The 22,536-nt window shown below is 66.4% G+C and carries 20 protein-coding genes; 16 read left to right on the top strand and 4 right to left on the bottom strand.

Annotation, left to right across the window (positions count from 1 at the left end; all coding sequences use genetic code 11):
• Positions 1-12: 12 nt before the first annotated feature.
• A complete protein-coding gene (locus AC6EUH_RS01060) occupies positions 13-996 on the top strand; it encodes a LysR family transcriptional regulator (RefSeq protein WP_056425519.1) in 984 nt (327 codons plus the stop codon).
• 145 nt (positions 997-1,141) lie between these two features.
• Here the strand turns inward: AC6EUH_RS01060 and AC6EUH_RS01055 are convergent, their stop codons facing one another.
• Positions 1,142-2,176, bottom strand: coding sequence for a nitronate monooxygenase (locus AC6EUH_RS01055; protein ID WP_499737564.1), 1,035 nt, complete (start codon positions 2,174-2,176; stop codon positions 1,142-1,144).
• A 36-nt stretch (positions 2,177-2,212) separates the two neighbouring features.
• Here AC6EUH_RS01055 and AC6EUH_RS01050 point away from each other — a divergent pair, with 36 nt between their 5' ends.
• The 9 genes from AC6EUH_RS01050 to AC6EUH_RS01010 all read left to right on the top strand — a co-directional run bounded on the left by AC6EUH_RS01050 (position 2,213) and on the right by AC6EUH_RS01010 (position 11,267).
• Entirely contained in the window at positions 2,213-3,148 is a 936-nt protein-coding gene (locus AC6EUH_RS01050; RefSeq protein ID WP_499737563.1) for an N-acetylglucosamine kinase, read from the top strand.
• A 45-nt stretch (positions 3,149-3,193) separates the two neighbouring features.
• Complete coding sequence (locus AC6EUH_RS01045) at positions 3,194-3,646, top strand: NUDIX hydrolase (protein WP_499737562.1); 453 nt, start codon at positions 3,194-3,196, stop codon at positions 3,644-3,646.
• Between the two features lie 266 nt (positions 3,647-3,912).
• A complete protein-coding gene (rsgA, locus tag AC6EUH_RS01040; protein WP_499737561.1) occupies positions 3,913-5,112 on the top strand; it encodes a ribosome small subunit-dependent GTPase A in 1,200 nt (399 codons plus the stop codon).
• A 270-nt stretch (positions 5,113-5,382) separates the two neighbouring features.
• On the top strand, positions 5,383-6,477 hold the full coding sequence (locus AC6EUH_RS01035) for an ABC transporter ATP-binding protein (protein ID WP_499737560.1): 1,095 nt from the start codon (positions 5,383-5,385) through the stop codon (positions 6,475-6,477).
• Positions 6,477-7,247, top strand: a complete 771-nt coding sequence (locus tag AC6EUH_RS01030; RefSeq protein WP_499737559.1) for an ABC transporter permease — start codon at positions 6,477-6,479, stop codon at positions 7,245-7,247. The genes AC6EUH_RS01035 and AC6EUH_RS01030 overlap by 1 nt, the downstream gene beginning before the upstream one ends.
• On the top strand, positions 7,244-7,990 hold the full coding sequence (locus tag AC6EUH_RS01025) for an ABC transporter permease (protein WP_499737558.1): 747 nt from the start codon (positions 7,244-7,246) through the stop codon (positions 7,988-7,990). The genes AC6EUH_RS01030 and AC6EUH_RS01025 overlap by 4 nt, the downstream gene beginning before the upstream one ends.
• Positions 7,987-8,949 carry an ABC transporter substrate-binding protein gene (locus AC6EUH_RS01020; RefSeq protein ID WP_499737557.1) on the top strand — a complete coding sequence of 321 codons (963 nt, stop codon included), beginning with the start codon at positions 7,987-7,989 and terminating at the stop codon, positions 8,947-8,949. Before AC6EUH_RS01025 ends, AC6EUH_RS01020 begins: the two co-directional genes overlap by 4 nt.
• A 166-nt stretch (positions 8,950-9,115) precedes the next feature.
• Positions 9,116-10,336, top strand: a complete 1,221-nt coding sequence (locus AC6EUH_RS01015) for a pyridoxal phosphate-dependent aminotransferase (protein ID WP_499737556.1) — start codon at positions 9,116-9,118, stop codon at positions 10,334-10,336.
• Positions 10,337-10,412: 76 nt separating this feature from the next.
• Positions 10,413-11,267, top strand: coding sequence for a polyphosphate kinase 2 family protein (locus tag AC6EUH_RS01010; RefSeq protein WP_499737555.1), 855 nt, complete (start codon positions 10,413-10,415; stop codon positions 11,265-11,267).
• Positions 11,268-11,305: 38 nt separating this feature from the next.
• Here the strand turns inward: AC6EUH_RS01010 and AC6EUH_RS01005 are convergent, their stop codons facing one another.
• Together AC6EUH_RS01005 and xseA are read right to left on the bottom strand one after the other, a co-directional pair.
• Complete coding sequence (locus tag AC6EUH_RS01005) at positions 11,306-11,536, bottom strand: exodeoxyribonuclease VII small subunit (RefSeq protein ID WP_056425544.1); 231 nt, start codon at positions 11,534-11,536, stop codon at positions 11,306-11,308.
• A gap of 52 nt (positions 11,537-11,588) precedes the next feature.
• Entirely contained in the window at positions 11,589-12,875 is a 1,287-nt protein-coding gene (gene xseA, locus AC6EUH_RS01000) for an exodeoxyribonuclease VII large subunit (RefSeq protein ID WP_499737554.1), read from the bottom strand.
• A 234-nt stretch (positions 12,876-13,109) separates the two neighbouring features.
• Here xseA and AC6EUH_RS00995 point away from each other — a divergent pair, with 234 nt between their 5' ends.
• Together AC6EUH_RS00995 and AC6EUH_RS00990 are read left to right on the top strand one after the other, a co-directional pair.
• Positions 13,110-13,952, top strand: a complete 843-nt coding sequence (locus tag AC6EUH_RS00995; RefSeq protein WP_499737553.1) for a hypothetical protein — start codon at positions 13,110-13,112, stop codon at positions 13,950-13,952.
• Positions 13,953-13,996: 44 nt separating this feature from the next.
• Positions 13,997-15,088: a 4-hydroxy-3-methylbut-2-enyl diphosphate reductase gene (locus AC6EUH_RS00990; protein ID WP_056425552.1), complete on the top strand. Its 1,092-nt coding sequence runs from the start codon at positions 13,997-13,999 to the stop codon at positions 15,086-15,088.
• A gap of 23 nt (positions 15,089-15,111) precedes the next feature.
• Here AC6EUH_RS00990 and AC6EUH_RS00985 read toward each other — a convergent pair whose 3' ends face one another.
• Positions 15,112-16,413, bottom strand: a complete 1,302-nt coding sequence (locus tag AC6EUH_RS00985; RefSeq protein ID WP_056425555.1) for a DNA recombination protein RmuC — start codon at positions 16,411-16,413, stop codon at positions 15,112-15,114.
• A gap of 106 nt (positions 16,414-16,519) precedes the next feature.
• Between AC6EUH_RS00985 and ychF the strand changes: the two genes are divergently transcribed.
• The 4 genes from ychF to AC6EUH_RS00965 all read left to right on the top strand — a co-directional run bounded on the left by ychF (position 16,520) and on the right by AC6EUH_RS00965 (position 22,526).
• Positions 16,520-17,605, top strand: coding sequence for a redox-regulated ATPase YchF (gene ychF / locus AC6EUH_RS00980; RefSeq protein ID WP_499737552.1), 1,086 nt, complete (start codon positions 16,520-16,522; stop codon positions 17,603-17,605).
• Between the two features lie 324 nt (positions 17,606-17,929).
• Positions 17,930-19,711 (top strand): ABC transporter family substrate-binding protein, encoded by a 1,782-nt coding sequence (locus tag AC6EUH_RS00975; protein ID WP_499737551.1) that lies wholly within the window; start codon positions 17,930-17,932, stop codon positions 19,709-19,711.
• A gap of 176 nt (positions 19,712-19,887) precedes the next feature.
• Positions 19,888-21,429: an ABC transporter permease subunit gene (locus AC6EUH_RS00970; protein ID WP_056425565.1), complete on the top strand. Its 1,542-nt coding sequence runs from the start codon at positions 19,888-19,890 to the stop codon at positions 21,427-21,429.
• Positions 21,426-22,526: an ABC transporter permease gene (locus tag AC6EUH_RS00965; protein ID WP_056425567.1), complete on the top strand. Its 1,101-nt coding sequence runs from the start codon at positions 21,426-21,428 to the stop codon at positions 22,524-22,526. Before AC6EUH_RS00970 ends, AC6EUH_RS00965 begins: the two co-directional genes overlap by 4 nt.
• The last annotated feature ends 10 nt before the right edge of the window (positions 22,527-22,536 follow it).

Here is a 22,536-nt window from a genome sequence, read left to right as displayed (position 1 = left end):
GGAGGGCAGGCAATGGACGTCGAGCACAAACACCTGGTGCAGCTGCTGCCGCTGTTGCCCCTGCTGGCCGAGCTCGGGCGCACTCAGCACGTCACCGCTGCCGCCGAAGTGCTGGGAGTGCCTCAGTCGACGGTGAGCCGGGGTATCGCCCGGGCCAGCAGCATCATCGGGACGGAACTGCTGATCCGTGACGGCCGCGGCGTGCGGCTGACCCCTGCCGCCAAGGCGCTCCTGCCGCACATCGAGGCCGCGCTGGACGAGTTCCAGGCCGGACTGGACCTTGTCCGGCACGAATCGGAAGTGGTGCGCGGACGGATCGCAGTGTCCTTCCAGCACACCTTCGGCGAGGCGATGCTGCCGCTGCTGATCAGTGCCTTCCGCAGCAGGCATCCACAGCCGGCCTTCGCGCTTAGCCAAGGCGCCCGGGACGGTTGCCTGGCCGAACTCGCCGCCGGCGACGCGGACCTTGCCCTGACCGCCCCGGTCGCGGCGCCGAGCCGGCTGATCTCCTCGGCAGCGCTGTACCGGGAACCGCTGCGGCTCGTCGTCCACCACCGGCATCCCCTCGCCAAGCGCCGCCGCGCCCGCCTCGAGGAGATCCGGCAGGACCCGTTCGTGGCCATGGGCCCGGGCTACGGCATGCGCTCACTGACCGACGCCCTGTTCCGGGAGGCGGGATTCCGGCCCCGGATCGCCTTCGAGAGCCAGGACTCCCACACGGCCCGCGGACTCGTCTCGGCAGGCCTCGGCGTGAGCATCCTCCCGCCCGGGGAGGTGGCCCCCGGGCGCCACACTCCGGCCCAGTCCGGGGATCTCGGCTGGGTGGAGCTCGCCCTGGATTCAGGCCTGGCCTTCCGGGAGATCGGCTTGGCCTGGCGGGAACGCCGCGGGGGAGCCGACGCAGAGCCGGACCCGGTGCGGCTCTTCCGGGAGCTGGTGCTCAGCGAGGGCCCCGCATTGCTCGCCGGCTTCGTCCGGGGACGCGCGGGCGCCTGAGTCGCGCCGTGGCGTCGGGGTGCCGGAGCTGGCCAGTGGCGCCAGATCGCCGGAACGACCCAGCGAAACGGCACGGCTCCGGCGACCTCAGCGAATTCGGCGACCTCGACGGTGCACGGCGGCCGGGGCGCGGTGCGGCGATGCGTCAGCCCAGCAAATCAGCCATGACCTCCGCCACGGAGCCGGCCCGTGCCTGCCGCCAGCCCGTTCCTGCCCAGAGGTTCAGCCGCTCCGCATCCCCTGCGGCCGCGGCAGCCGCGCGCAGGGGAGCGGTGAGGTGGTGCACGGCGGGATAGGCCTCTGGCGCGTCGGGGTGATCCAAGACAAACTCATTGACGAGTGCCCGGGCCCCCCGCCCCGTGAAGGCCCTCGTCAGCCGGGTTTCCGTGAAACGCGGGCTGGCGAGGGCGTCTTTGTGCAGCTGGCGCGCGCCGCTCTCGTCGGTGCGGAGGAATGCGGTGCCCAGTTGTGCCGCCTCGGCCCCTGCCGCGAGGACTGCTTTCAGCCCGGCCCGGTCCATCACGCCGCCGGCAGCGACCAGCGGGAGTCCGACGGCGGACCGCACCCGGGCGACCAGCTCCGCCGTCGTGCCTGGCCGGATTGCATCGCGGCCGCCGGCGTCCCGCTGGAAGGCCGCGCTGTGACCCCCGGCGCTCGCATGCTGCACCACCAGTGCATCGACGCCCTGCCCGGCGGCCTCGAGCGCCTCGGCAACAGTGGTCACTGTGGCGAGCACGGTGGAACCTGCCCGCTGCAGGGCACGCACGACGTCGGTCCCGGGCAGCCCGAACGCGAAACTGACCAGTTCCACCGGGTTCTCCCGCAGGGCGTCGATCTTGCCGTGCCAGTGGTCGTCGTCGTCGAGCCGCAACGGCGGGACCTCCACGCCGTAGCGACGTGCGTCCGGCCGCAGCCGGGCGCGGTATTCCTCTAGCTGCGCCAGCACGGCGCCGGAAGGAACCTGCTGGGCGGGATCGGGAACGAAGACGTTCATGCCGAAACGTGCCCCCGCGGCACGGGCGCTGCTGATGTCCGCCTGCATGGCTTCCACAGTCTTGTAGCCCGCGGCCAAAAAACCCAGTCCGCCGGCCTCATGCACGGCTGTGACGAAGTCCGGAGTAGAGGTCCCGCCAGCCATCGGAGCAGCAATGACCCGGGTACCAAAGATGTCGTGCGACATTGCTCACTCCTGTGCGTGATTCAGTAGGCTGTTCCGGTGACCCATTCTGACATCCCGCCCGCGGCGGACACCGTTCCCTCCGTTCCTGCCGCCGGCGCCGTGATCGGCCTCGACATCGGCGGAACCAAGACCCGCGGCGTCCGGTTCGAGGGCGGCGCCGTTGTGGCCGACGAATCGGTGGGCAGCTCCAACGTCCAGAACGTCAGCCGCGAAGTGGCGGCGCTCAATCTTGCCGAGCTCTTCGCCCGGATCGGCGGCGGGACCGTCTCCCGGGTGTATGCGGGAGCCGGCGGCATCGATACCGACGCTGACGCCGAGGCCCTCACCGCCCTGATCGCGCCGCATGTGCCGGGCGCCCGGATCACAGTGGTCCACGATTCGCGGCTCCTGCTGGCCGCCGGGGGAGCAAGTACCGGCGTGGCAGTCATTGGCGGCACCGGCTCGGCCGCCTGGGGCCGGAACAGTCTCGGCGAGGAGGCCCGCGCCGGCGGCTGGGGCTATCTGCTGGGGGACGAAGGCAGCGGGTACTGGCTGGGCCGCGAGGCCGTCCGGCACAGCCTGCGCCGGATGAACCAGGGGCTGGAACCGGACGAATTGACCGCTGCCCTGCTGGCCTCCTGCGGCGTGGATGATCCCAACAAGCTGATCGCACTCTTCCATTCACCGGACACCGGACGCCGGTACTGGGCCGAGCGGGCCAGGCTCGTGGTTGATGCCGCCGACGCCGGCCACGCCGCCAGCCGGGAACTCGTGGACCAGGCCGGCCGCGACCTCGCCGGGCTCGCGGAGCAGACGGTCCGGCAACTGCGCATCGACGGCCCGGTAATCCTCGGCAGCGGACTGGGCATGAACGTCCCGCGCCTGCAGGAATCCTTCCGCGCAGCCCTGGCCGCCGCAGGAATCACCGACGTACGCATCCTGACGCAGGATCCCGTCTTTGGTGTGCTCCAGCTGGTAGCCGAGCAGGGCTGACGCGGCCTTCGGGCTACGACACTGTCCGGCCACTACGCTGGAGGGATGAGCCTGAACTTCGATACCCGTCCCGCTGCCTACGCGGTCATCATCCGCGACTACGCCATCCTGCTGGCGTACTGGAAGCAGGGCGGCAAGGAAGGCTGGACCCTGCCGGGCGGCGGGCTGGACCTGGGCGAGCACCCGGTCGACGGCTGCCGCCGCGAAATCCATGAGGAAACCGGATACCACGCCGAGGTGGGCGCCATGCTGGGGATCGACGTCGGGCACTGGCCCGCGGAAATCCGGATCGACGGCGGAGAACGCGATTTCCAGTCCCTCCGGCTGATCTACGAGGCAAGGATCACCGGCGGGGAACTGCGGCACGAGGTGGACGGCAGCACAACGCACGCGGCCTGGATCCCGCTGGAGGACGTCGAGGGGCTCAACAAGGTCTCGCTCGTCGACGTCGCACTCCGGCTCCACCGGGAGCGGCCGTTGGACGGCAAACTTTCCTGACGGATCCCCTAGCCAGGCCGGGCGGGCGCGGCTATTCTAAAAAAGCCGCGGGGAGGCCCCTGCGGAACCGGCAGCAGACGGCACAGCGAACGACGGCGGAACGGGGAGGTGGAGACGATGACTGCAATAGTCCTGGGCGCAACGCGCACCAATATCAGCCACGTCATTATTCCTGCCCCGGCCATCAGCACCTACTAGCCGCACAACCGCTGCCAGATCCCACCCGCAGCGCGGCACGTGCACCGGGGCCCATCAAAGGGTTTTCGTTGACTACTTCTCTTGCACGTCCGGGCGCTCACGGCGCCACCAACACCACCAACAACTTTCCCGAAGGTCCGGCCGGCTACGGTTTCACCACCGCCGTCGCCGAACGCTTCACCGCCCATCCAATTCCGGGCGGCACCGGCGCGGGACGGGTCATCCGCGTGGACCGCAACCTGGTCCTCGTCGCCACGCGCGATGCGACACTCCACCTGCCCTACCCCAGCGCCGGGGAGCTCCCCGCCACAGGGGACTGGGTCTGGCTGGGATCCAACACCGCGGGGGAGCCTGCCATTACGGGGATCCTGCCGCGCCATTCGGAACTGAGCCGCAAGCGTGCCTTCGAAGCCTCGTCGGAGGCGCAGGTCCTCGGCGCGAACATGGACATCGTCGGCGTCGTGGTGCCCGTGGACCGTCCACTCACCCACAACCGGCTCGAGCGCACCCTCGTCGCGGCCTGGGACTCCGGAGCCACCCCGCTCGTCATCATCACCAAGGCGGACCTCGCGGACGTCGCGGATGACGTCGTCGGCAAGGTGATCCTCCAGGCCGCCGGCGTCGCGGTGGTGACCACCTCCGCCGAGCAAGGCGACGGCCTCGATGAACTGCTGGGGCATCTCCCGCCCGGCGGCACCCTTGTCTTGCTGGGTCCCTCAGGGGCCGGAAAATCCACCCTCATCAACGCCCTCGTCGGCGGCGATGTCCAGGAAACCGGAGCGGTCCGGGCCGGCGACGGAAAAGGTAAACACACCACCACGTCCCGGGAACTCGTGCCCCTGCCGGGCGGCGCCGTGCTGATGGACACCCCGGGGGTGCGCGGCTTCGGGTTGTTCGACGCCGACGGCGGGATGGAGGAGATGTTCGGCGATCTGGAGGAACTCTTCGGGCAGTGCCGGTTCGCCGACTGCGCGCACGGCAGCGAGCCCGGCTGCGCCGTGCAGGCCGCGATCGCAGAAGGAACGCTGGATGACCGCCGCTGGGCGAGCTACTTGAAGCTCCAGCGCGAACTAGCGGCCTTGGCCCGGCGGCACGACTCGGCCGCCCGCCGCGCCTACGCACGGGAGTGGCACCAGAAAATAGTGGCGGGGGGCAAGAGCCAGCGATCGGCCGAACGGGACAGCCACGAGGAGGCCGAAAGGCAGCGCGCCAAGCGGAGCGGCAAAGGCCGGGGCCGGGCAACCGGAGGCGGCCGGCAGAGCCGCTGACCCGGCTCGGTGGCAAAGGCAACGCGGGGTCACCTATGGTCCATCCCGAACGCTGGAATGGGCGCGAAGTGACCCCGCGTTGCCGCGGCACCCATCCACCTGCGGAGTGGCACCGAATTGCAGTGTCAGCCACCGCGCTGTTGATAAGGTCCCTGACTTTGTCGGCTGGGCTGGCTAGGCTGAGTTCTACGTGCTTTACAGCAAAAAATCGGCGAGTCTATGATCAGTTGGCTGGTCCGATGTTGGCTCCAACAGTTAGGTATGCCCGGAATGGCTGAAGCCATGATCGAGTTCCAGAGCGTCACCAAGCAGTACCAGAGCGGGCAGCCTGCCGTGGATGAGCTGACCATGTCCATAGACAAAGGCGCCATCACCGTCTTTGTCGGGCCTTCGGGCTGCGGCAAGACCACCTCGCTGCGAATGATCAACCGCATGGTGGAGCCGACGTCGGGAACCATCACCGTGGGCGGCGAGGACGTCACCTCGGTGCCCGCGGCGAAGCTGCGCCGGTCCATGGGCTACGTCATGCAGTCCTCGGGGCTGATGCCGCACCGTTCCGTGCTGGACAACATCGCCACCGTCCCCCGGCTCAACGGCGTGGGCAAGGCCGAGGCGCGGAAGCGCGCGCAGGAACTGCTCGACGTCGTCGGGCTGGCCTCCGTCCTTGGCAAGCGGTACCCCTCACAACTGTCCGGCGGCCAGCAACAGCGCGTGGGGGTGGCCCGGGCGCTGGCCGCGGACCCGCCCGTGCTGCTCATGGATGAACCCTTCAGCGCCGTGGATCCTGTGGTCCGCGATGAACTGCAGCAGGAACTCCTCCGGCTCCAGCGGGACCTGGCCAAGACCATCGTCTTCGTCACCCACGACATTGACGAGGCCACCGTCCTCGGCGACAAGGTGGCAGTCTTCGGCCTCGGCGGCAAACTCGCCCAGTACGCGACGCCGGAGGAAATCCTGCGCGCCCCGGCCAACGACTTTGTGGCGTCCTTCGTGGGCCGGGACCGCGGTTTCCGGCACCTCGCCTTCAGCACGTCCGACGGCGTCACCGTGCACCCGGTCCAGACGATCACCCCGGAAGAACTTGAGCGTGCAGGCAATGCTTCCGGCGAATGGCAACTGGTGGTCGACGAGGCCCTGCGGCCCCTGGGCTGGTCTGGCCCGGGCAAGGGGACCGCAACGGTTCCCGGCGGATCACTCTTCCGGAAGGGTGACACTCTCCGCCGCGCCCTCGACGCGGCACTCTCTTCACCCTCGGGCCTCGGCGTCGCAGTGGACGCGGACGGCCGGGTGGCCGGCGTCATCATCGCCGAAGAAGTCCTCGCCGTGATCGAGTCGGACCGCCACTTCCGCCAAGGTGCGCTCTGATGGAATGGTTCCTGGCCAACAGCGCGCAGGTCTTCAGCCTCGCGGGCCAGCACCTGGTCCTGGCCATCTTGCCGATGGTTTTCGGGGTGCTCATTGCGGTCCCTCTGGCCCAGGTCGCCCGGCAGAACCGGGGACTCCGGTCTGTGGTCCTGACGGCTTCCTCGCTGCTCTACACCATCCCGTCCCTGGCGCTGTTCATCATCCTGCCGACCGTCCTTGGAACCCGGATCCTGGACCCGGTCAACGTTGTGGTGGCCCTGACCATCTACGCCGTTGCCCTGTTGGTGCGGGCCACCCTGGACGCTTTTGACTCGGTGGACGAGGATCTCCGGCAGGCTGCCGTGGCCATGGGGTTCAAGCCGTTCGCCCGCTTCCTGCAGATCGACCTGCCGCTGTCCCTGCCGGTGCTTTTCGCCGGGTTGCGGGTGGTGTCGGTCAGCAACATCTCGCTGGTCAGCGTCGCGGCGCTGCTCGGCATCGGCAACCTTGGCATGCTCTTCACTTCGGGTCTGCAGCGTGATTTCGTCACCGAGGTGGTGGTGGGCATCATCGCCATCCTTATCCTCGCGCTGCTGATGGACGCCGTCCTGGTCCTGCTCGAGCGGCTGCTGACCCCGTGGACCCGCGCCGCGGCGTCCACCGGCGGCAGCGCCGATCCAGGTGCGGGCCAGGACAAGACCAGCCAGGGCAAGACCGGCCAGGATAAGACCGGCACAGCTGCCGCGGCGTTACGGCTTTCCGACTCACAGACCGCGGGAGGTGCCGCATGAGCAACGTCGTCACGGACACCATTGCCTGGCTCACCGATCCCGCGAACTGGTCCGGCAGCGCTGGAATCCCGACCCGGCTGGCCGAGCACCTGCTCTACACGGGTCTGGTGATGGCGATCGCCACGGCCATCGCCGTCCCGATCGGACTGTACGTGGGGCACACCGGCCGCGGGCGGGTGGCCGCAGTGGCCGTCGCCGGTGCCCTCCGGGCCCTGCCAACCCTCGGCCTGCTCACGCTCTTTGTCCTGCTGGCCGGGATCGGGCTGATGCCCCCTATCTGGGCCCTCGTCATCCTGACCGTCCCGCCCCTGCTGGCCGGCACCTACGCCGGCATCGCCAGCGTGGACCGGAATGTCGTCGACGCCGCCCGGGCTATGGGTATGACGGAACTCCAGGTGCTGTTCCGCGCAGAGTTCCCCAACGCACTGCCCGTGATGTACGGCGGGTTCCGGACCGGCGTGCTGCAGGCCATCGCCACCGTCTCCGTCGTGGCCTACATCAACCTCGGCGGCCTCGGCCGATATCTCTTCGACGGGTTGGTGCTGTCCGATTTCCCCCAGATGCTGGGAGGGTCGCTGCTCATCGCCGCCCTGGCCATCGCCGTCGACCTTGTCCTCGCCCTCATTCAGAGGCTGTTCCTGTCCCAGGGCGCCTCGTCACAGCCAGACCGGAGCCAGCAGGCTGCGGTTGATCTCACAGACCCCGTACCCGCGGGGACTGTTGTCCAAGGAGGTACGTCATGAAGGAAACCCGCCAACGAGCACTCGGCAGGCGCGCATTCGGCGGCCTGGCCGCCGGCGTCGGCCTGGCCATGGCACTGTCCGCCTGCGCAGGATCATCCGATCCGCTCTCAACCGCACCGGCGACGGGCGGGGCCACCTCCGGTTCGGGTTCGGCCCTGGTGATCGGTTCCGCCGATTTCCCGGAGAGCCAGATCATCGCTGAGGTCTATGCCGGGGCGCTCAACGGTGCCGGTGTCACCGCGAGCACCAAGCCGAACATCGGTTCCCGCGAGGTCTACTTCAAGGCCGTCCAGGACGGGTCGGTGGACATCATCCCGGACTACAGCGGAAACCTCCTGCTGCACGTCAGCCCAGACGCCACCGAGGTCTCGGCGGAGGACATCTACAAGGCCCTTCCGGGCAAGCTGCCCGAGGGACTGGCCGTGCTGGAGGCCTCCAAGGCCGAAGACAAGGACGCCATGGTGGTCACCAAGGCCACGGCAGAGAAGCACCAGCTGAAGTCGATCGAAGACATGGCGAAGGTCTGCAGCGAATTCGTGGTGGGCGCACCGGCGACCTTCGCCGAGCGCGCCTACGGCCTGCCGGGCCTGAAGAAGAACTACAACTGCGTGCCCAAGAAGCTGGAGCCGTTCAGCGACGGCGGCGGGGCCGTCACGCTCAAGGCCCTGCTCTCCGACCAGGTCCAGGTGGCCGACATCTACACCACCACCCCGTCCATCGCGGACAACGACCTGGTGGTGTTGGAGGACCCGAAGAACAACTTCATCGCCCAGCAGGTCCTGCCGCTGTACAACTCGGCCAAGATGACCGACAAGGCGAAGGAAACCCTGAACGCCGTGTCCAAGGTGCTGACCACAGAGGACCTCATTAACCTCAACCGCGCTGTGAGCGGCAGCCAGAAGCAGAATCCCAAGGATGCTGCGGCCGCCTGGCTCAAGGAAAAGGGACTGGTCCAGTAGCAGTTCCTCAACGGACCTTCTGACGTTCGACGGCGGCTGCCGGATTCCTCGGGTTACCGGGGGAGCCCCGGCAGCCGCCGTCGTGCGTTTCCCGCCTGTGACGGCGGAACCCCGCTGTGAGACACATCTCAACGGAAGTACATCCGCCATATGGCATATTTGATGGATGGCAGAATTCAAGCAGTCCACCAAGCTTCATAATGTCCTTTACGACATCCGTGGACCGATCCTTCAGGCCGCCCAGCAGATGGAGGCAGAGGGTCACCGCATCCTCAAACTGAACATCGGCAACCCCGCCCCCTTCGGGTTTGAAGCGCCAGACGCGATTCTGGTGGACATGATCCGCCACCTGCCCCATGCCCAGGGCTACAGCGATTCCCGCGGCATTTTCTCCGCCCGGACGGCCGTCTCGCAGTACTACCAGACCCGCGGCATTCAGAACATCCACGTCGATGACATCTACCTGGGCAACGGCGTCAGCGAGCTCATCACGATGTCCCTCATGGCGCTGCTCGACGACGGCGACGAGGTCCTGATCCCCACCCCCGACTATCCGCTGTGGACCGCCTCCGTGGCCCTCGCCGGTGGCCGTCCCGTGCACTACCTCTGCGATGAGGACTCGGGCTGGCAGCCGGACCTCGAGGACCTCGAAGCCAAGATCACTCCGCGCACCAAGGGCATCGTGGTGATCAACCCGAACAACCCCACCGGTGCGGTGTACCCGGAGGGAACGCTCAAGAAGATCGTCGCCCTGGCCGAGAAACACGGGCTGGTCCTCTTCGCCGACGAGATCTACGAGAAGATCCTCTACGAGGACGCCGTCCATGTGAACATGGCCGCCCTGACCGGCGACGACGTTCTGTGCCTCACGTTCAGCGGCTTGTCCAAGGCTTACCGGGTGTGCGGCTACCGGGCCGGGTGGATGGCCATTTCGGGGCCGAAAAAGGACGCCGCGGACTACCTCGAGGGCATCAGCCTGCTCGCGAACATGCGCCTTTGCGCCAACGTCCCGGCCCAGCACGCGATCCAGACGGCTCTCGGCGGGTACCAGAGCATCAACGACCTGATCCTGCCCGGCGGGCGCCTGCTCGAGCAGCGCAACAAGGCCTATGACATGCTCAACGCCATTCCCGGGGTCAGTACCCAGCAGGCCCGGGGCGCCATGTACCTCTTCCCGAAGCTCGATCCCGAGGTCTACCACATCCGCGACGACGAGAAATTCGTCCTGGACCTGCTGCGGGAACAGAAGATCCTCGTCTCGCACGGCCGCGCCTTCAACTGGGTCCGCCCGGACCACTTCCGGATGGTCACCCTGCCACTGGTCAAGGACCTCGAAGAGGCAATCAACCGCATGGCGGACTTCCTGAGCCGGTACAAGGGGAACTAGCCTAGGGGTCAGCAGCGCGGCACGGGCAGTCGTCCGGGGTCGAACGGCGGCTGCCCGAACCGGAAAGAGGCTTGTCATGGCAGACATCGTGGGATTCAAGGAGCACCCCGCCGACACCCTGATGGTGGGCAAAGGCTTCAAACTGAAGGATGCGGATCCGGACGCCACGCCGGGCTACCCGGGGGACAAATCAGACGGCGAGGCGCTGCTCGCCGATCTGGATGACAACCTCGCGCAGCTCCAGGAGCAGCTGTTCGCAGAGTCCCGTTTCGGGGGCACCAAGCGCGTGCTGCTCATCCTCCAGGCAATGGACACTGCCGGCAAAGGCGGGATCGTGACCCACGTCATGGGGGCCATGAACCCGCAGGGGGTCCAGATGAAGTCCTTCAAAGCGCCGACTCCGGAGGAGAAATCCTACGATTTCCTCTGGCGGATCGAGAAGGAAGTGCCTTCGGCCGGAATGGTGGGTGTTTTTGACCGGTCCCACTACGAGGACGTGCTGATCCACCGGGTCCACCGCTGGGCGAGCCCCGAGGAACTCGAACGCCGGTACATCGCCATCAACGAGTTCGAGGCCCGGCAGGCGGCCGCCGGAACGAAGATCGTCAAGGTCATGTTGAACATCAGCCGGGACGAGCAGAAGGACCGGCTGCTGGCCCGCCTCGACGAGCCGTCCAAGCTCTGGAAGTACAGCAGCAATGATCTCAAGGAACGCGCGTTCTGGGGCGACTACATGGACGCCTACCAGAAGGCTTTCGAGAAGACGGGCACCGAGACAGCCCCGTGGTATGTCGTCCCGGCGAACAAGAAGTGGTATGCCCGGATCGCCGTCCAGCAATTGCTGCTGGACGCGCTGGAAGGCTTCAAGCTGAAGTGGCCGGTCCCGGATCTCGACGTTGCGATGGAACGGGAACTGGTGGAGCGGTCCTGACTGGCTAACCTGGCAGCCTGCGGGGCGGCTGGGTGCGGCTAGCCGTCCTGCGCGGGCTGGTCCCGCGCCGCGGCGAGCCGCTTGCGGGCGCCTTCGAGCCACTGTTCGCAGCGTTTGGCCAGCGCCTCGCCGCGTTCCCAGAGCGCCAGCGACTCCTCCAGGCTCGCCCCGCCGGCTTCGAGCCTGCTGACAACTCCGATGAGCTGCTCGCGGGCCTCCTCGTAACTCAGTCCCTCAATGTCGGCGTTGGGCGTGGTTTCTACTGCCATGGCGTGGTGCTCCTTGCTGTGCGTCCCACAGGACGGATCGTTCGGGTGGTATTTAGTCTTCTGCCGGTGCCTGGCCGCCGGTCGACTCTGCGGTGAACCGGCCCCCGGCCACGCGGACCGTCAGCGGGGTGCCCGACGGCGCCTGGTCGGGGTGCCGCACGACGTCCCGGCGGACCCCGGGCGCCGACCCGGCGTCGGCCAGCTGGACCACAGCGTATCCGCGGTCCAGGGTCTTTTGCGGCGACAGGGCCCGGACCTGCGCCTTGAGATGGACTAACTGGTCGGCGGCCCGGACGACAGCGGCGGTGACTGCCGCCTGGGAGCGGCCCTTGAGCCGTTCGACGTCCTCGTGCCGGTGGCTGACCATAGCCTCCGGGGACGCCAGGACGGGGCGGGAGCGCAGCGACGCCAGGCGGTCAGTCTCACGCTCCACCAGCCGGGTGGCGCCGCGGCGCAGATGGTCCCGGGCCTGCCGGACGCGGACAAGCTCTTCCGCAACGTCCGGGACGATCCGCTTGGCGGCATCCGTGGGCGTGGAGGCGCGCAGGTCCGCGACATCGTCAAGGATGGGCCGGTCGGCCTCGTGGCCGATCGCACTCACCACCGGAGTGGAGGCGGCGGACACGGCACGGATGAGTTCTTCGTTGCTGAACGGCAGCAGGTCTTCCAGGGCACCGCCGCCGCGGGCGATGACAATCACGTCCACGTGGGGGTCTGCATCCAGCTCGCGCAAGGCAGCAATGACCTGCGCGACGGCGGTGTTGCCCTGGACGGCCACCTCGCGGACGTCGAATTCGACGGCGGGCCAGCGAAGGGCCGCGTTGCGCAGCACGTCCTTCTTGGCATCCGAATCGCGGCCGGTGATCAGGCCGATCCGGTGGGGGAGCAGGGGCAGGCGCTTCTTGCGGGCGTCGGAGAACAGCCCTTCCGCGGCGAGGGCGTGGCGCAGCCGCTCGATCCTGGCGAGCAGATCTCCCAGGCCCACCGGCCGGATGTCCTTAACGGACATGTTCAGCCGTCCTGTCTTCAGCCACATCTCGGCCTTGAGCAGGGCCACGACTCTGGAACCGCGCTCCAGCGGGATTTCCTGCCGGTCCAGGACATTGGTCCAGACGGAGGCCGGGAGGGAGATCTCCGCGTCGATATCCCGCAGTGTCAGGTAGGCGTTGGTGCCCCGCCGGTTCATTTCGATGACCTGGCCCTCGACCCACGCGGACGGTGCGCGGTCGATGTGCATCTTGAGTTTTTGGGACAGCAGCTGCAGCGGCCACGGGTTGTCCGGGCTGGTTTCCGCCGCCGTGGCCGGTACGGTTGTGGCTGCCACGAGGTCCTCAGACATGCCGGGACTCCAGGGCGGAGGTGGACTTGTGCATATGGGTGGTTGTCCTTTGCCGGGGCGGGGCTGTCAGCAGGTACACCCCTCAGCGATTGCGCGTCCAGGAGGGCCACCGGCAGACAGCTCGAACTTGTCAGTTTCAACTCTATCCATAGCTCTATCATCGGGCTCCGACTTTATTGATCCGCAGGCCGCCCCCGTAGGATGGCACTACCCAACAACCTCCTAGGAATTCTTGTGCGCACTTTTGTCTCGGCCGTAGCTGTACTCATCGGGCTTGTCCTGGCAGCCGTTGCCGTTCCGGCCATGTGGGTGGACAGGAATCTGGTCCAGGAGGATGGTTTTGTGGCGTTCACCGCGCCGCTGGGCAAGGACCCGGTGTTCCAGCAGCGGCTGGCCGGGGCCGCCGTCGGAAGTCTCGGTGCGGAGCAAATCCCGGACGCGCTCAGGGGACTCGTCACACCCGTCCTGGAAAGCGCTGCCCAGTCCCTGACGGCCATGCCCGGCTATCCCGATGCCTGGACCGAAACACTGCGCAAAAGTCACCGGCTGAACTTCGCCGACCCTGCGACGCTACCGGCCGAGGCCGACGGCGCCACCTCGCTGACCCTGGACCTCGCGCCCCTCGTCGGCCTCGTGGCCAAGCAGGTAGCGGATGCCACGACCCTGCCGCTGGAGGCCCCGGACCAGCTGCTGATTGCCATCGGGCAGCCCGAACACCGGCAGGTCCTCGACCGGGTGGCCGCCTTCGCGCCAATGGGCTACGCCGTGGCTGTCGGTGCGCTGATCGCGTTCGCCCTGGCCTTCGTGGCCGCCCGGCGGCGCTGGACTGTCCTGGCCGGCATCGGGCTGGGAACGATGGTGCTGGCCGGAGCCTGGAAGCTGGCTGCCGACGCCGTCGCGGCCGCGGTGACCGGAACGTCCAGCGGCAACGAAGTCGCCGAGATCTTCAAGAGTGAGTTTGTCGGCGCGGCCAGTTCGAGTTTCGGGCAATGGATCGTGGCGGCGGCCGTGGTTGGCGGTGTCCTGCTGGCAGCCGGACTCGTCCTGCGCGTCGTCGGCGTGCGCCGCCGCGCCTGAGGCCCCCACACCGGCGGCCCGCTCAACACCGGTAGCATTGGGGCATGACCTCCACTGCTGTTTCCATTCCGATGCCCACCGTTCCGCGCCGGCGGCGTACGCCGGAGGAAGTCCTGGCTGCAGCCCCCGTCGACGGCCCGAAAAGGGTCCTGCTCGCTGCCCCGCGCGGCTACTGCGCCGGCGTCGACCGGGCGGTCATTGCGGTGGAAAAAGCGCTGGAGCACTACGGTCCGCCGGTCTACGTCCGCAAGCAGATCGTCCACAACGTTCATGTGGTCAGTTCCCTTGAGGAAAAGGGCGCCATCTTCGTTGACGAGACTGACGAGGTCCCCGAGGGCGCCCTGGTGATCTTTTCCGCCCACGGTGTGTCGCCGGCCGTGGTCCAGTCCGCCGAGGACCGGGGGCTGCGGACCATCGACGCCACGTGCCCGCTCGTGACAAAGGTGCACAAAGAGGCGGTGCGCTTCGCGAAGGACGACTTCGACATCCTGCTGATCGGCCACGACGGCCACGAGGAAGTCGAAGGAACCGCGGGGGAGGCCCCCGAACACATCCAGATCATCAACGGCCCGCACGAGGTGGACAAGGTCACCGTCCGCGACCCGGAGAAGGTGATCTGGCTTTCCCAGACCACCCTCAGCGTGGACGAAACCATGGAAACGGTCCGGCTCCTCAAGGAACGTTTCCCCACCCTGCAGGACCCGCCCAGCGATGACATCTGCTACGCCACCACCAACCGCCAGGTGGCCATCAAGAAAATCTCACCGCAGGCCGACCTCGTGATCGTGGTCGGATCGGCCAACTCGTCGAACTCGGTCCGCCTCGTGGAGGTGGCGCTGGAGTACGGAGCCAAGGCCTCCTACCGTGTGGACTTCGCCAACGAGGTGGACGAGGCCTGGTTTGAGGGAGTGGCCACTGTCGGCGTGACCTCGGGTGCCTCGGTGCCGGAAGTCCTGGTCAAGGACGTCCTGCGCCTGCTCGCCGACTACGGCTACGGCTCGGTCGAGGAAGTCGTCACAGCCGAGGAGGACCTGCTGTTCTCGCTGCCGAAGGAGCTTCGCGCCACGCTGAAGCAGGCCGGCGACGTGTCCCGCGCCCTCGGCGGCCGCGGGACACGGCCCTCACAGACTTCCTAGGAGTTCTTTTCCGCGGCCGTGTCTTAGGCTGCGGACTCCCGGTCTTCGTCGTCGCGGGCATCATTCAGCGATCCCTCCGTCGCCCGGCCGCCGGACCCGGCCTCCGGCCCGCTTCCGGGCTGGAGTTCCGGGGCCGCCACGGACCGCGGCGTCGCCTCCACGGCTGCGGGCGTCGTCAGACCGGCCGCGTCCAGTGCGTTGAGCTTCCGTGCCGTCGGCAGCACCCGGGCCTCCAGCGTCCCCACCATGGAGTTGTAGCGGTCCACGGACGTTTTGAGGGAGGCGCCGAGCTTGGTGACGTTCTCGCCGAGCGTCCCCATCCGCTCATAGAGCTGGTGGGCGAGTTCGAAGAGCTCCCGCGCGCTGTCCGTCAGCACGTCCTGGCGCCAGGTGAAAGCGACGGACTTCAGGACCGCCAGCAGCGTGGAGGGGGACGCCAGCACGACATTCCTGGACAGGGAATAGTCCAGCAGCGCCGGGTCCGCAGACAGTGCGGCGGCCAGGATCGACTCGGCCGGCAGGAAGCACACCACAAGTTCGGGGGAGTTGCCCGGAATGTCCCAGTATTTCTTGCCGCTCAGCGCATCCACGTGGGCCTTCAGGGCCTTGGCGTGGGCCAGCAGATGGGTCTGCTGGCCGCCCAGGAACTGCGCGTGCTGCTGACCGCCGGCGGACGCCCCAAGTTCCTGGGCCGCGAGGTAAGACGTGAGCGGTACTTTGGCGTCAACCACCAGCTGCTTTCCGCCGGGCAGCTGCACGACGAGGTCGGGCCGGACACTCGTCTCCGCCGCTGAGCCGTGTTGCTGCCCGCTGTGAACTTGTTCGTGGAAATCGACATGGCGCAGCATCCCGGCGGCCTCGACCACGCGGCGCAACTGGACTTCCCCCCACTGGCCCCGGGCGCTGTTGGACCGAAGAGCCGATTCCAGCGCGTGCGTGGAGCGCAGGAGCTGTTCGTCGGACAGCCGGGCTTCCTGCAGCTGCTGGGCAAGCTGGCCATACTGCTCCAGCCGGTCGCGCTCCAGCAGGGACACCTGCTGCTGGACCGCAGTGAGTTTTTCCGCCACCGGCGCCAGCGCCCGCAGCACACTGCCGTCCTGGTTCCGGGATTCGCCCAGGTCGCGGTTCTGCGCGGCCAGCAGGCGCCTCTCGGCGTCGGCTGCCGCGAACTGGGCACTGACCTCGGAGAGCCGGGCGGAGACGGCGTCGAAGTCCTGCTCCACGGCAAGTGAGCGGCGCCGGAGCAACACGTAGACCACCGCGGCGCCGGCGACGGCGCCGACGAGCAGCATGAGCAGGGCAAGAATCAATGCAAAAGCTTCCATGCCTTCACTTTGGCACGCCCCTGCGACAGTTTCCGGCCGGCGCCCTGCGGACAGCGATCCCGGGCCGTCACAGGGTCCCCGGCCACAGCGGGTAGAATTAGTACTCGTGGCTCTTACTATTGGCATCGTCGGACTGCCCAACGTCGGCAAATCAACTCTTTTCAACGCACTGACCCGCAACCAGGTGCTCGCAGCGAACTACCCGTTCGCCACGATCGAGCCCAACGTCGGCGTCGTCAACCTGCCGGACCCGCGGCTCGCCAAGCTGGCCGCCGTCTTCGGCTCCCAGCGGCTGCTGCCCGCGCCGGTGTCTTTCGTGGACATCGCCGGGATCGTGAAGGGCGCGTCGGAGGGTGAAGGCCTGGGCAACAAGTTCCTCGCCAACATCCGCGAGGCCGAGGCCATCGCCCAGGTTGTCCGCGTGTTCGATGATCCCGACGTCATCCACGTCGACGGCAAAGTGGATCCCGGCTCCGACATGGAGACCATCAACACCGAACTGATCCTGGCCGACCTCCAGACGATCGAAAACGCGATTCCGCGGATCGAAAAAGAAGTCAAAATCAAGAAGCGGGAAGCCGCAGAGCTGGCTGCCATCAAGGCGGCCCAGGCCGTGCTGGAACGCGGCGACACCATCTTCTCCTCGATCAAGAGCGACAAGCTGGAGATGGAGCACCTCAAGGAGCTCGGCCTCCTGACCGCCAAGCCGTTCATCTACGTCTTCAACGCGGACGAGGGCATCCTCGGAAACCCGGAGAAGCAGGCGGAACTGCGGGCCATGGTGGCGCCGGCAGACGCGATCTTCCTCGACGCCAAGCTCGAATCCGACCTTGTCGAGCTCGACGAGGAAGAGGCCCGCGAAATGCTGGAAATGAACGGGCAGGACGAATCCGGCCTGGACCAGCTGGCCCGCGTCGGTTTCCACACCCTCGGGCTGCAGACCTACCTCACCGCAGGACCCAAGGAGACCCGGGCCTGGACCATCCACCGGGGTGACACCGCACCGCAGGCCGCCGGCGTGATCCACTCCGATTTCCAGCGCGGCTTCATCAAGGCCGAAGTTGTCTCCTTCGACGACCTCATCGAGGCCGGATCCATGGCCGAGGCGAAGTCCCGCGGCAAGGTCCGCATTGAAGGCAAGGAATATGTCATGGCCGACGGCGACGTCGTGGAGTTCCGCTTCAACGTCTGACGGCTTGATGATGTCATCAAGTAATTAAGGATTAACTCGAGAAGCCCCGATTTCTACATCGGGGCTTTTCCTGTGTCCGGGGAGATTAGCGCGGAGCCGCCGCTCCGTCAATACCCCCGGCGGAATTCTGCAGGGCAATCGCAGCCGAATGTTGCAGCTCTGTAACGAACTTTACAGTTGGTCAACTTTCGTCGCTTCGCGCTGATTTTGAGGTTTACGCTACATCCCATGTGAGACGCACCACACTGCCGCTGGGGGAGTGTGGACGTCTGCCCGGTGCCTACGGCCTCGGTCTCAACCACACCACAGAAACAAGGAGGCGGAATGCGCTTCGGTCGTATTTCCAAAGCAGTGGGCGTGGCAGCAGCAGCTGCCCTCGCCCTCAGCGCCTGCGCTGGCACCAGTGGCGGGTCATCCCCGTCGACTGCTGCGGCAGCAAGCAAATCAGGCGGATCTGCAACAGTCGTGGAGGTGAACGCGTTCAACACGTTCAACCCCAACACGGCGGACGGCAACACCGACATCAACTCGAAGATCAGCTACGCCACCCACTCGGGTTTCTTCTACATCGACAATAAGCTGAACGTTGTACGCAACGAAAAGTTCGGCAAGATGGAAAAGGTCTCGGACAACCCGTTGACGGTCAAGTACACCATCAACGACGGCGTGAAGTGGTCGGACGGTACTCCCGTTACCGCAGCCGACCTCGTGCTGCAGTGGGCCGCCTTCTCCGGCTACTACGACGATGCCAACGCAGAGGCCAAGACCGGAACGTCCTACTTCTCCTACGCCGGCGACCCCACGGGCATCGCCCTGACGGACTTCCCGGAGCTCGGCGAAGACGGCCGTTCCATGACGTTGAAGTACTCCAAGCCGTTTGCTGACTGGGAAATCGCCATTGGCGGCCCCGGCATCGACATCCCGGCCCACGTCCTGGCCAAGAAGGCCGGACTGGCGGATGCCAAGGCATTCGTCGACCTGGTCAAGGGCATGCCCCGCGGGGATGCCAAGGCACCCAAGCCCGCCAACGCGCAGCTGAAGGCCATGGCGGACATGTGGAACACCGGCTTCGATTCCAAGACCCTGCCGGCCGATCCCAACCTGTACCTCTCCAACGGTCCCTACATCGTCAAGGGTGTCAACCAGGACCAGTCCCTGACCATGGTCAAGAACAAGGACTACAACTGGGGTCCGGAAGCCATGCTGGACGAGATCACGGTCCGCTACATCGGTTCCGCTCCCGCCCAGGTTCAGGCGCTTAAGAACGGCGAAGCCGACATCATCGCACCGCAGGCATCGGCTGACACGGTGGAGCAGCTCAAGGCCCTCGAAAGCCAGGGCGTTACGGTCGAGGTCGGAAACCAGCTGTCCTACGACCACATCGACCTCAACTTCTCCGGCGTATTTGCCGAGAAGAATGTCCGCGAAGCGTTCATGAAGAGCGTCCCGCGCAAGGACATCGTTGACAAGATCGTCAAGAAGCTGGACCCGGAGGCCAAGCCGCTCGATTCCCAGCTGTTCGTGCCGGACCAGGCCCTGTACACCGAGTCCGTCAAGGACAACGGCTCCTCGGCCTTCCAGGATGTTGACATCGAGGGTGCAAAGAAGCTCCTCAACGGTGCCACGCCTGAAGTCCGCATCATGTACAACAAGGACAACCCCAACCGTGCCGACGCGTTCGCACTGATCAGCGAGTCCGCCACCAAGGCAGGCTTCAAGATCGTCGACGGCGGCCTGGGCAAGTCGGACTGGGGCAAGGCCCTCGGTGACGGCTCTTACGATGCCACCATCTTCGGCTGGATCAACTCGGGTGTCGGCGTCTCCGGCGTTCCGCAGATCTTCAAGTCGGGCAACGACTCCAACTTCAACCAGTTCAGCGATCCGGAAGCCGACAAGCTCATGGATGAACTGATTGTCACCACGGACAAGACCAAGCAGGATGAGCTCATCAAGCAGATCGACCAGAAGATCTGGGCTTCCTCTTACGGCCTTCCGCTGTTCCAGGCAGTCGGCGTGGACGCTTACAGCGACCGCATCACCGGCGTGAAGTACATGCCGAACCAGACCGGTGTCTGGTGGAACTTCTGGGAGTGGGCACAGAAGTAGCCGACGACCGCAAGTGACACTTGCTAGCTAAAGGCGTCGGGACCGGGCAATTTGGTCCCGGCGCCTTTCTAGCGAACCCCCTCATGATGGCGGCCCCCCCCGCCATCGCGGGAAACGGCCAAACTCTGCGACCGGTCCGGGCAACCCCTGGGCCCGAATACCGAGGTTCTATTCCAATGGTGACCTACATAGTCCGGCGGCTTATCACTGCCGCCCTCATACTTCTTGGTGCATCCTTTCTGGTGTATCTCCTGACAGCGGCGTCAGGCGACCCCCTCGAGGAATTCCGCGCCAGCAGCGCTCCCAACAAACAGCAACTGATGGAAGCACGCACCGAGTTGCTGCAGCTGGACACGCCGGCACCCATCCGGTATTTCCACTGGCTCGGCGGTGCGGCGCAATGCCTCATCCCGTTCGCCAACTCGTGTGACCTGGGCAAGAACATCGCCGGCCAGCCCATTACCGACGCCCTCGGGCACGCACTGGTCCAGACACTGACCCTGGTCACCGGGGCCACCGTGCTGGCGATCCTGATCGGCATCACGCTCGGCATCATCACGGCACTGCGCCAGTACAGCACGCTGGACTACGGCGTGACCTTCATGGCCTTCCTGTTCTTCTCCCTCCCGATCTTCTGGGTTGCGGTCCTCCTGAAGGAGTTCGGCGCCATCGGGTTCAACAACTTCCTCAGGAATCCTGAGATACCCATACCGGCAGCCCTCGTCATCGGCGCCGTCATCGGTGTGCTGGCGGCCGTGACGGTCGGCGGCGAGATGAAACGCAGGCTGCTCATCGGCGGCGTCGTGTTCCTGTTTGCCGCGGCCGTGCTGATGTACTTCTCCGCCACCGAGTGGTTCAAGAACCCCGGACTGGGCCCGCTGGTCATTGCGATCGCCGGCGTCGGGATTGCGTTCGCCGTGACGCTGCTCTCGGCAGGCCTCAAGAACCGCAAGGCGCTGCAGTCGGCGCTGATCGCCGTCGGCGTCGGGCTGGTCGTCTACTTCGTCATCCAGCCGTTGCTCGATCAAGCGACGTTCCTGATGATCGTGCTCCTCGCGATCGCGGCGGTCCTCGTCGGGATGGGCATTGGCTACCTGATGGGCGGCTACGACCGCGGCCAGTCCATGCGGGCTGCCGCGCTCACCTCGTTCCTGGTGGGGTTCCTGATCCTGCTGGACCGTTTTATGCAGGCGTGGCCCGAGTACTTCAACAACAGCCGGGTCCGCGGCCGCCCCATTGCCACCATCGGCGCCAGCACCCCGAACATCGAAGGCGACTTCTGGACCCTGAGCCTGGACTCCTTCACGCACCTGATCCTTCCGACCATCGCACTCATCCTGATTTCGCTGGCCGGATACACCCGGTTCACCCGCGCCTCGATGCTGGAAATCATGAACATGGACTACATCCGGACCGCCCGGGCCAAGGGCCTGTCGGAACGGACCGTGGTGATGCGCCATGCCTTCCGCAACGCGCTGATCCCGATCGCCACGATCGTTGCCTTCGACATCGGCGCGCTGATCGGCGGCGCCGTCATCACCGAAACCGTCTTCTCCGTCCGCGGCATGGGCTTCCTGTTCCTCGACGGCATCACGCACGTCGATCCCAACCCGGTGATGGGCGTCTTCCTCTGTGTGGCCATCACGGCCATGGGTTTCAACCTCATTGCGGACCTTGCGTACTCCGCACTTGATCCACGCGTAAGGGTAAAAGCATGAGCCAGCCAAGTCAGCAGGACGAGATCGTGGCAGAAGACGCGGGGCTGCCGCAGTCCGCGGCAGGCATCGAGCCGGTCCTCGAAGCCAAGGGCCTGAGCCAGGGGCAGATTGTCCGGAAACGGTTCCTGGGCCACACCGGCGCCATCATCGGACTCGTCGTTTTCGCCATCATCTTTGTTATGGCATTCACGTCCGTGGGCTACTGGGGCATCCCCGGCTGGTGGAAATACAGCCACGACGAGGTTGCCCCTCTGGTCAACGACGGCGTGCCCACGGCTTCGCTGTGGCCGCTGGCCTGGGGCGAACACCCCTTCGGCCAGGACCGCATCGGCCGTGACCTCTTCGCCATGACCATGCGCGGCGCGCAGCAGTCCATCACCGTCATGGTGGTGATCGGCCTCATCGCCGGCTTTATCGGCGTCGTGGTCGGGGCGCTGTCCGGGTACTTCCGCGGCTGGACCGAAGCGGTGCTGATGCGCCTCACCGACGTCATCATCATCATCCCGGGCCTGCTGCTCGCCGCCGTGATGGCACAGATGGCCGGCCGGCGGGACTCCGGAGGCTGGTTCTCCTCCTTCGCCAGCAACAACGGCATCCTCGCGCTGGGCATCTTCCTCGGCCTGATCACATGGGTGGGACTCGCCCGCCTGATGCGTGGGGAGTTCCTCTCGCTGCGTGAACGCGAGTTCGTGGACGCGGCACGGATCTCGGGCGCCAGCAACGCAAGGATCATCTTCAAGCACATCCTGCCCAACGCCGTCGGCGTGCTGATTGTCAACATCACGCTGACCATGTCCGCCGCGATCCTCACCGAGACGGCACTGAGCTACCTCGGCGTCGGCGTGAAGGCTCCGGACACGTCGCTGGGGTTGCTCATTTCGCAGAACCAGGAGGCTTTTGCTACCCGGCCCTGGCTGTTCTGGTACCCCGGCCTCTTCATCGTCCTGATCTGCCTGAGCATCAACTTCATCGGTGACGGCCTGCGGGACGCGTTCGATCCGCGGCAGAAGAAATTCAACGCCAAGAAGGCCAAGGACGCCGGACATCCGCTCGAGCCGACACCTGTCACCGCGTTCGATGGAACCAAGGACGACTAGGTGCCCACGC

This window comes from Arthrobacter sp. 001422645 (genome assembly GCF_059816125.1).
The sequence above is the reverse complement of the archived record's forward strand: the minus strand, read 5'-3'. Positions and strand labels throughout refer to the sequence as shown.

What these genes read in the sequence shown, in the direction of transcription:
- AC6EUH_RS01030 (WP_499737559.1), top strand. Translation starts at nt 6,477, where the DNA reads ATGGAATGGTTCCTGGCCAACAGCGCGCAGGTCTTCAGCCTCGCGGGC.
- AC6EUH_RS00975 (WP_499737551.1), top strand. Translation starts at nt 17,930, where the DNA reads ATGCGCTTCGGTCGTATTTCCAAAGCAGTGGGCGTGGCAGCAGCAGCT.
- AC6EUH_RS01020 (WP_499737557.1), top strand. Translation starts at nt 7,987, where the DNA reads ATGAAGGAAACCCGCCAACGAGCACTCGGCAGGCGCGCATTCGGCGGC.
- AC6EUH_RS00970 (WP_056425565.1), top strand. Translation starts at nt 19,888, where the DNA reads ATGGTGACCTACATAGTCCGGCGGCTTATCACTGCCGCCCTCATACTT.
- AC6EUH_RS01025 (WP_499737558.1), top strand. Translation starts at nt 7,244, where the DNA reads ATGAGCAACGTCGTCACGGACACCATTGCCTGGCTCACCGATCCCGCG.
- AC6EUH_RS01055 (WP_499737564.1), bottom strand. Translation starts at nt 2,176, where the DNA reads ATGTCGCACGACATCTTTGGTACCCGGGTCATTGCTGCTCCGATGGCT.
- AC6EUH_RS01045 (WP_499737562.1), top strand. Translation starts at nt 3,194, where the DNA reads ATGAGCCTGAACTTCGATACCCGTCCCGCTGCCTACGCGGTCATCATC.
- AC6EUH_RS00985 (WP_056425555.1), bottom strand. Translation starts at nt 16,413, where the DNA reads ATGGAAGCTTTTGCATTGATTCTTGCCCTGCTCATGCTGCTCGTCGGC.
- AC6EUH_RS00990 (WP_056425552.1), top strand. Translation starts at nt 13,997, where the DNA reads ATGACCTCCACTGCTGTTTCCATTCCGATGCCCACCGTTCCGCGCCGG.
- AC6EUH_RS01060 (WP_056425519.1), top strand. Translation starts at nt 13, where the DNA reads ATGGACGTCGAGCACAAACACCTGGTGCAGCTGCTGCCGCTGTTGCCC.
- AC6EUH_RS01010 (WP_499737555.1), top strand. Translation starts at nt 10,413, where the DNA reads ATGGCAGACATCGTGGGATTCAAGGAGCACCCCGCCGACACCCTGATG.
- AC6EUH_RS00965 (WP_056425567.1), top strand. Translation starts at nt 21,426, where the DNA reads ATGAGCCAGCCAAGTCAGCAGGACGAGATCGTGGCAGAAGACGCGGGG.
- AC6EUH_RS01005 (WP_056425544.1), bottom strand. Translation starts at nt 11,536, where the DNA reads ATGGCAGTAGAAACCACGCCCAACGCCGACATTGAGGGACTGAGTTAC.
- AC6EUH_RS01035 (WP_499737560.1), top strand. Translation starts at nt 5,383, where the DNA reads ATGGCTGAAGCCATGATCGAGTTCCAGAGCGTCACCAAGCAGTACCAG.
- xseA (WP_499737554.1), bottom strand. Translation starts at nt 12,875, where the DNA reads ATGTCTGAGGACCTCGTGGCAGCCACAACCGTACCGGCCACGGCGGCG.
- AC6EUH_RS01015 (WP_499737556.1), top strand. Translation starts at nt 9,116, where the DNA reads ATGGCAGAATTCAAGCAGTCCACCAAGCTTCATAATGTCCTTTACGAC.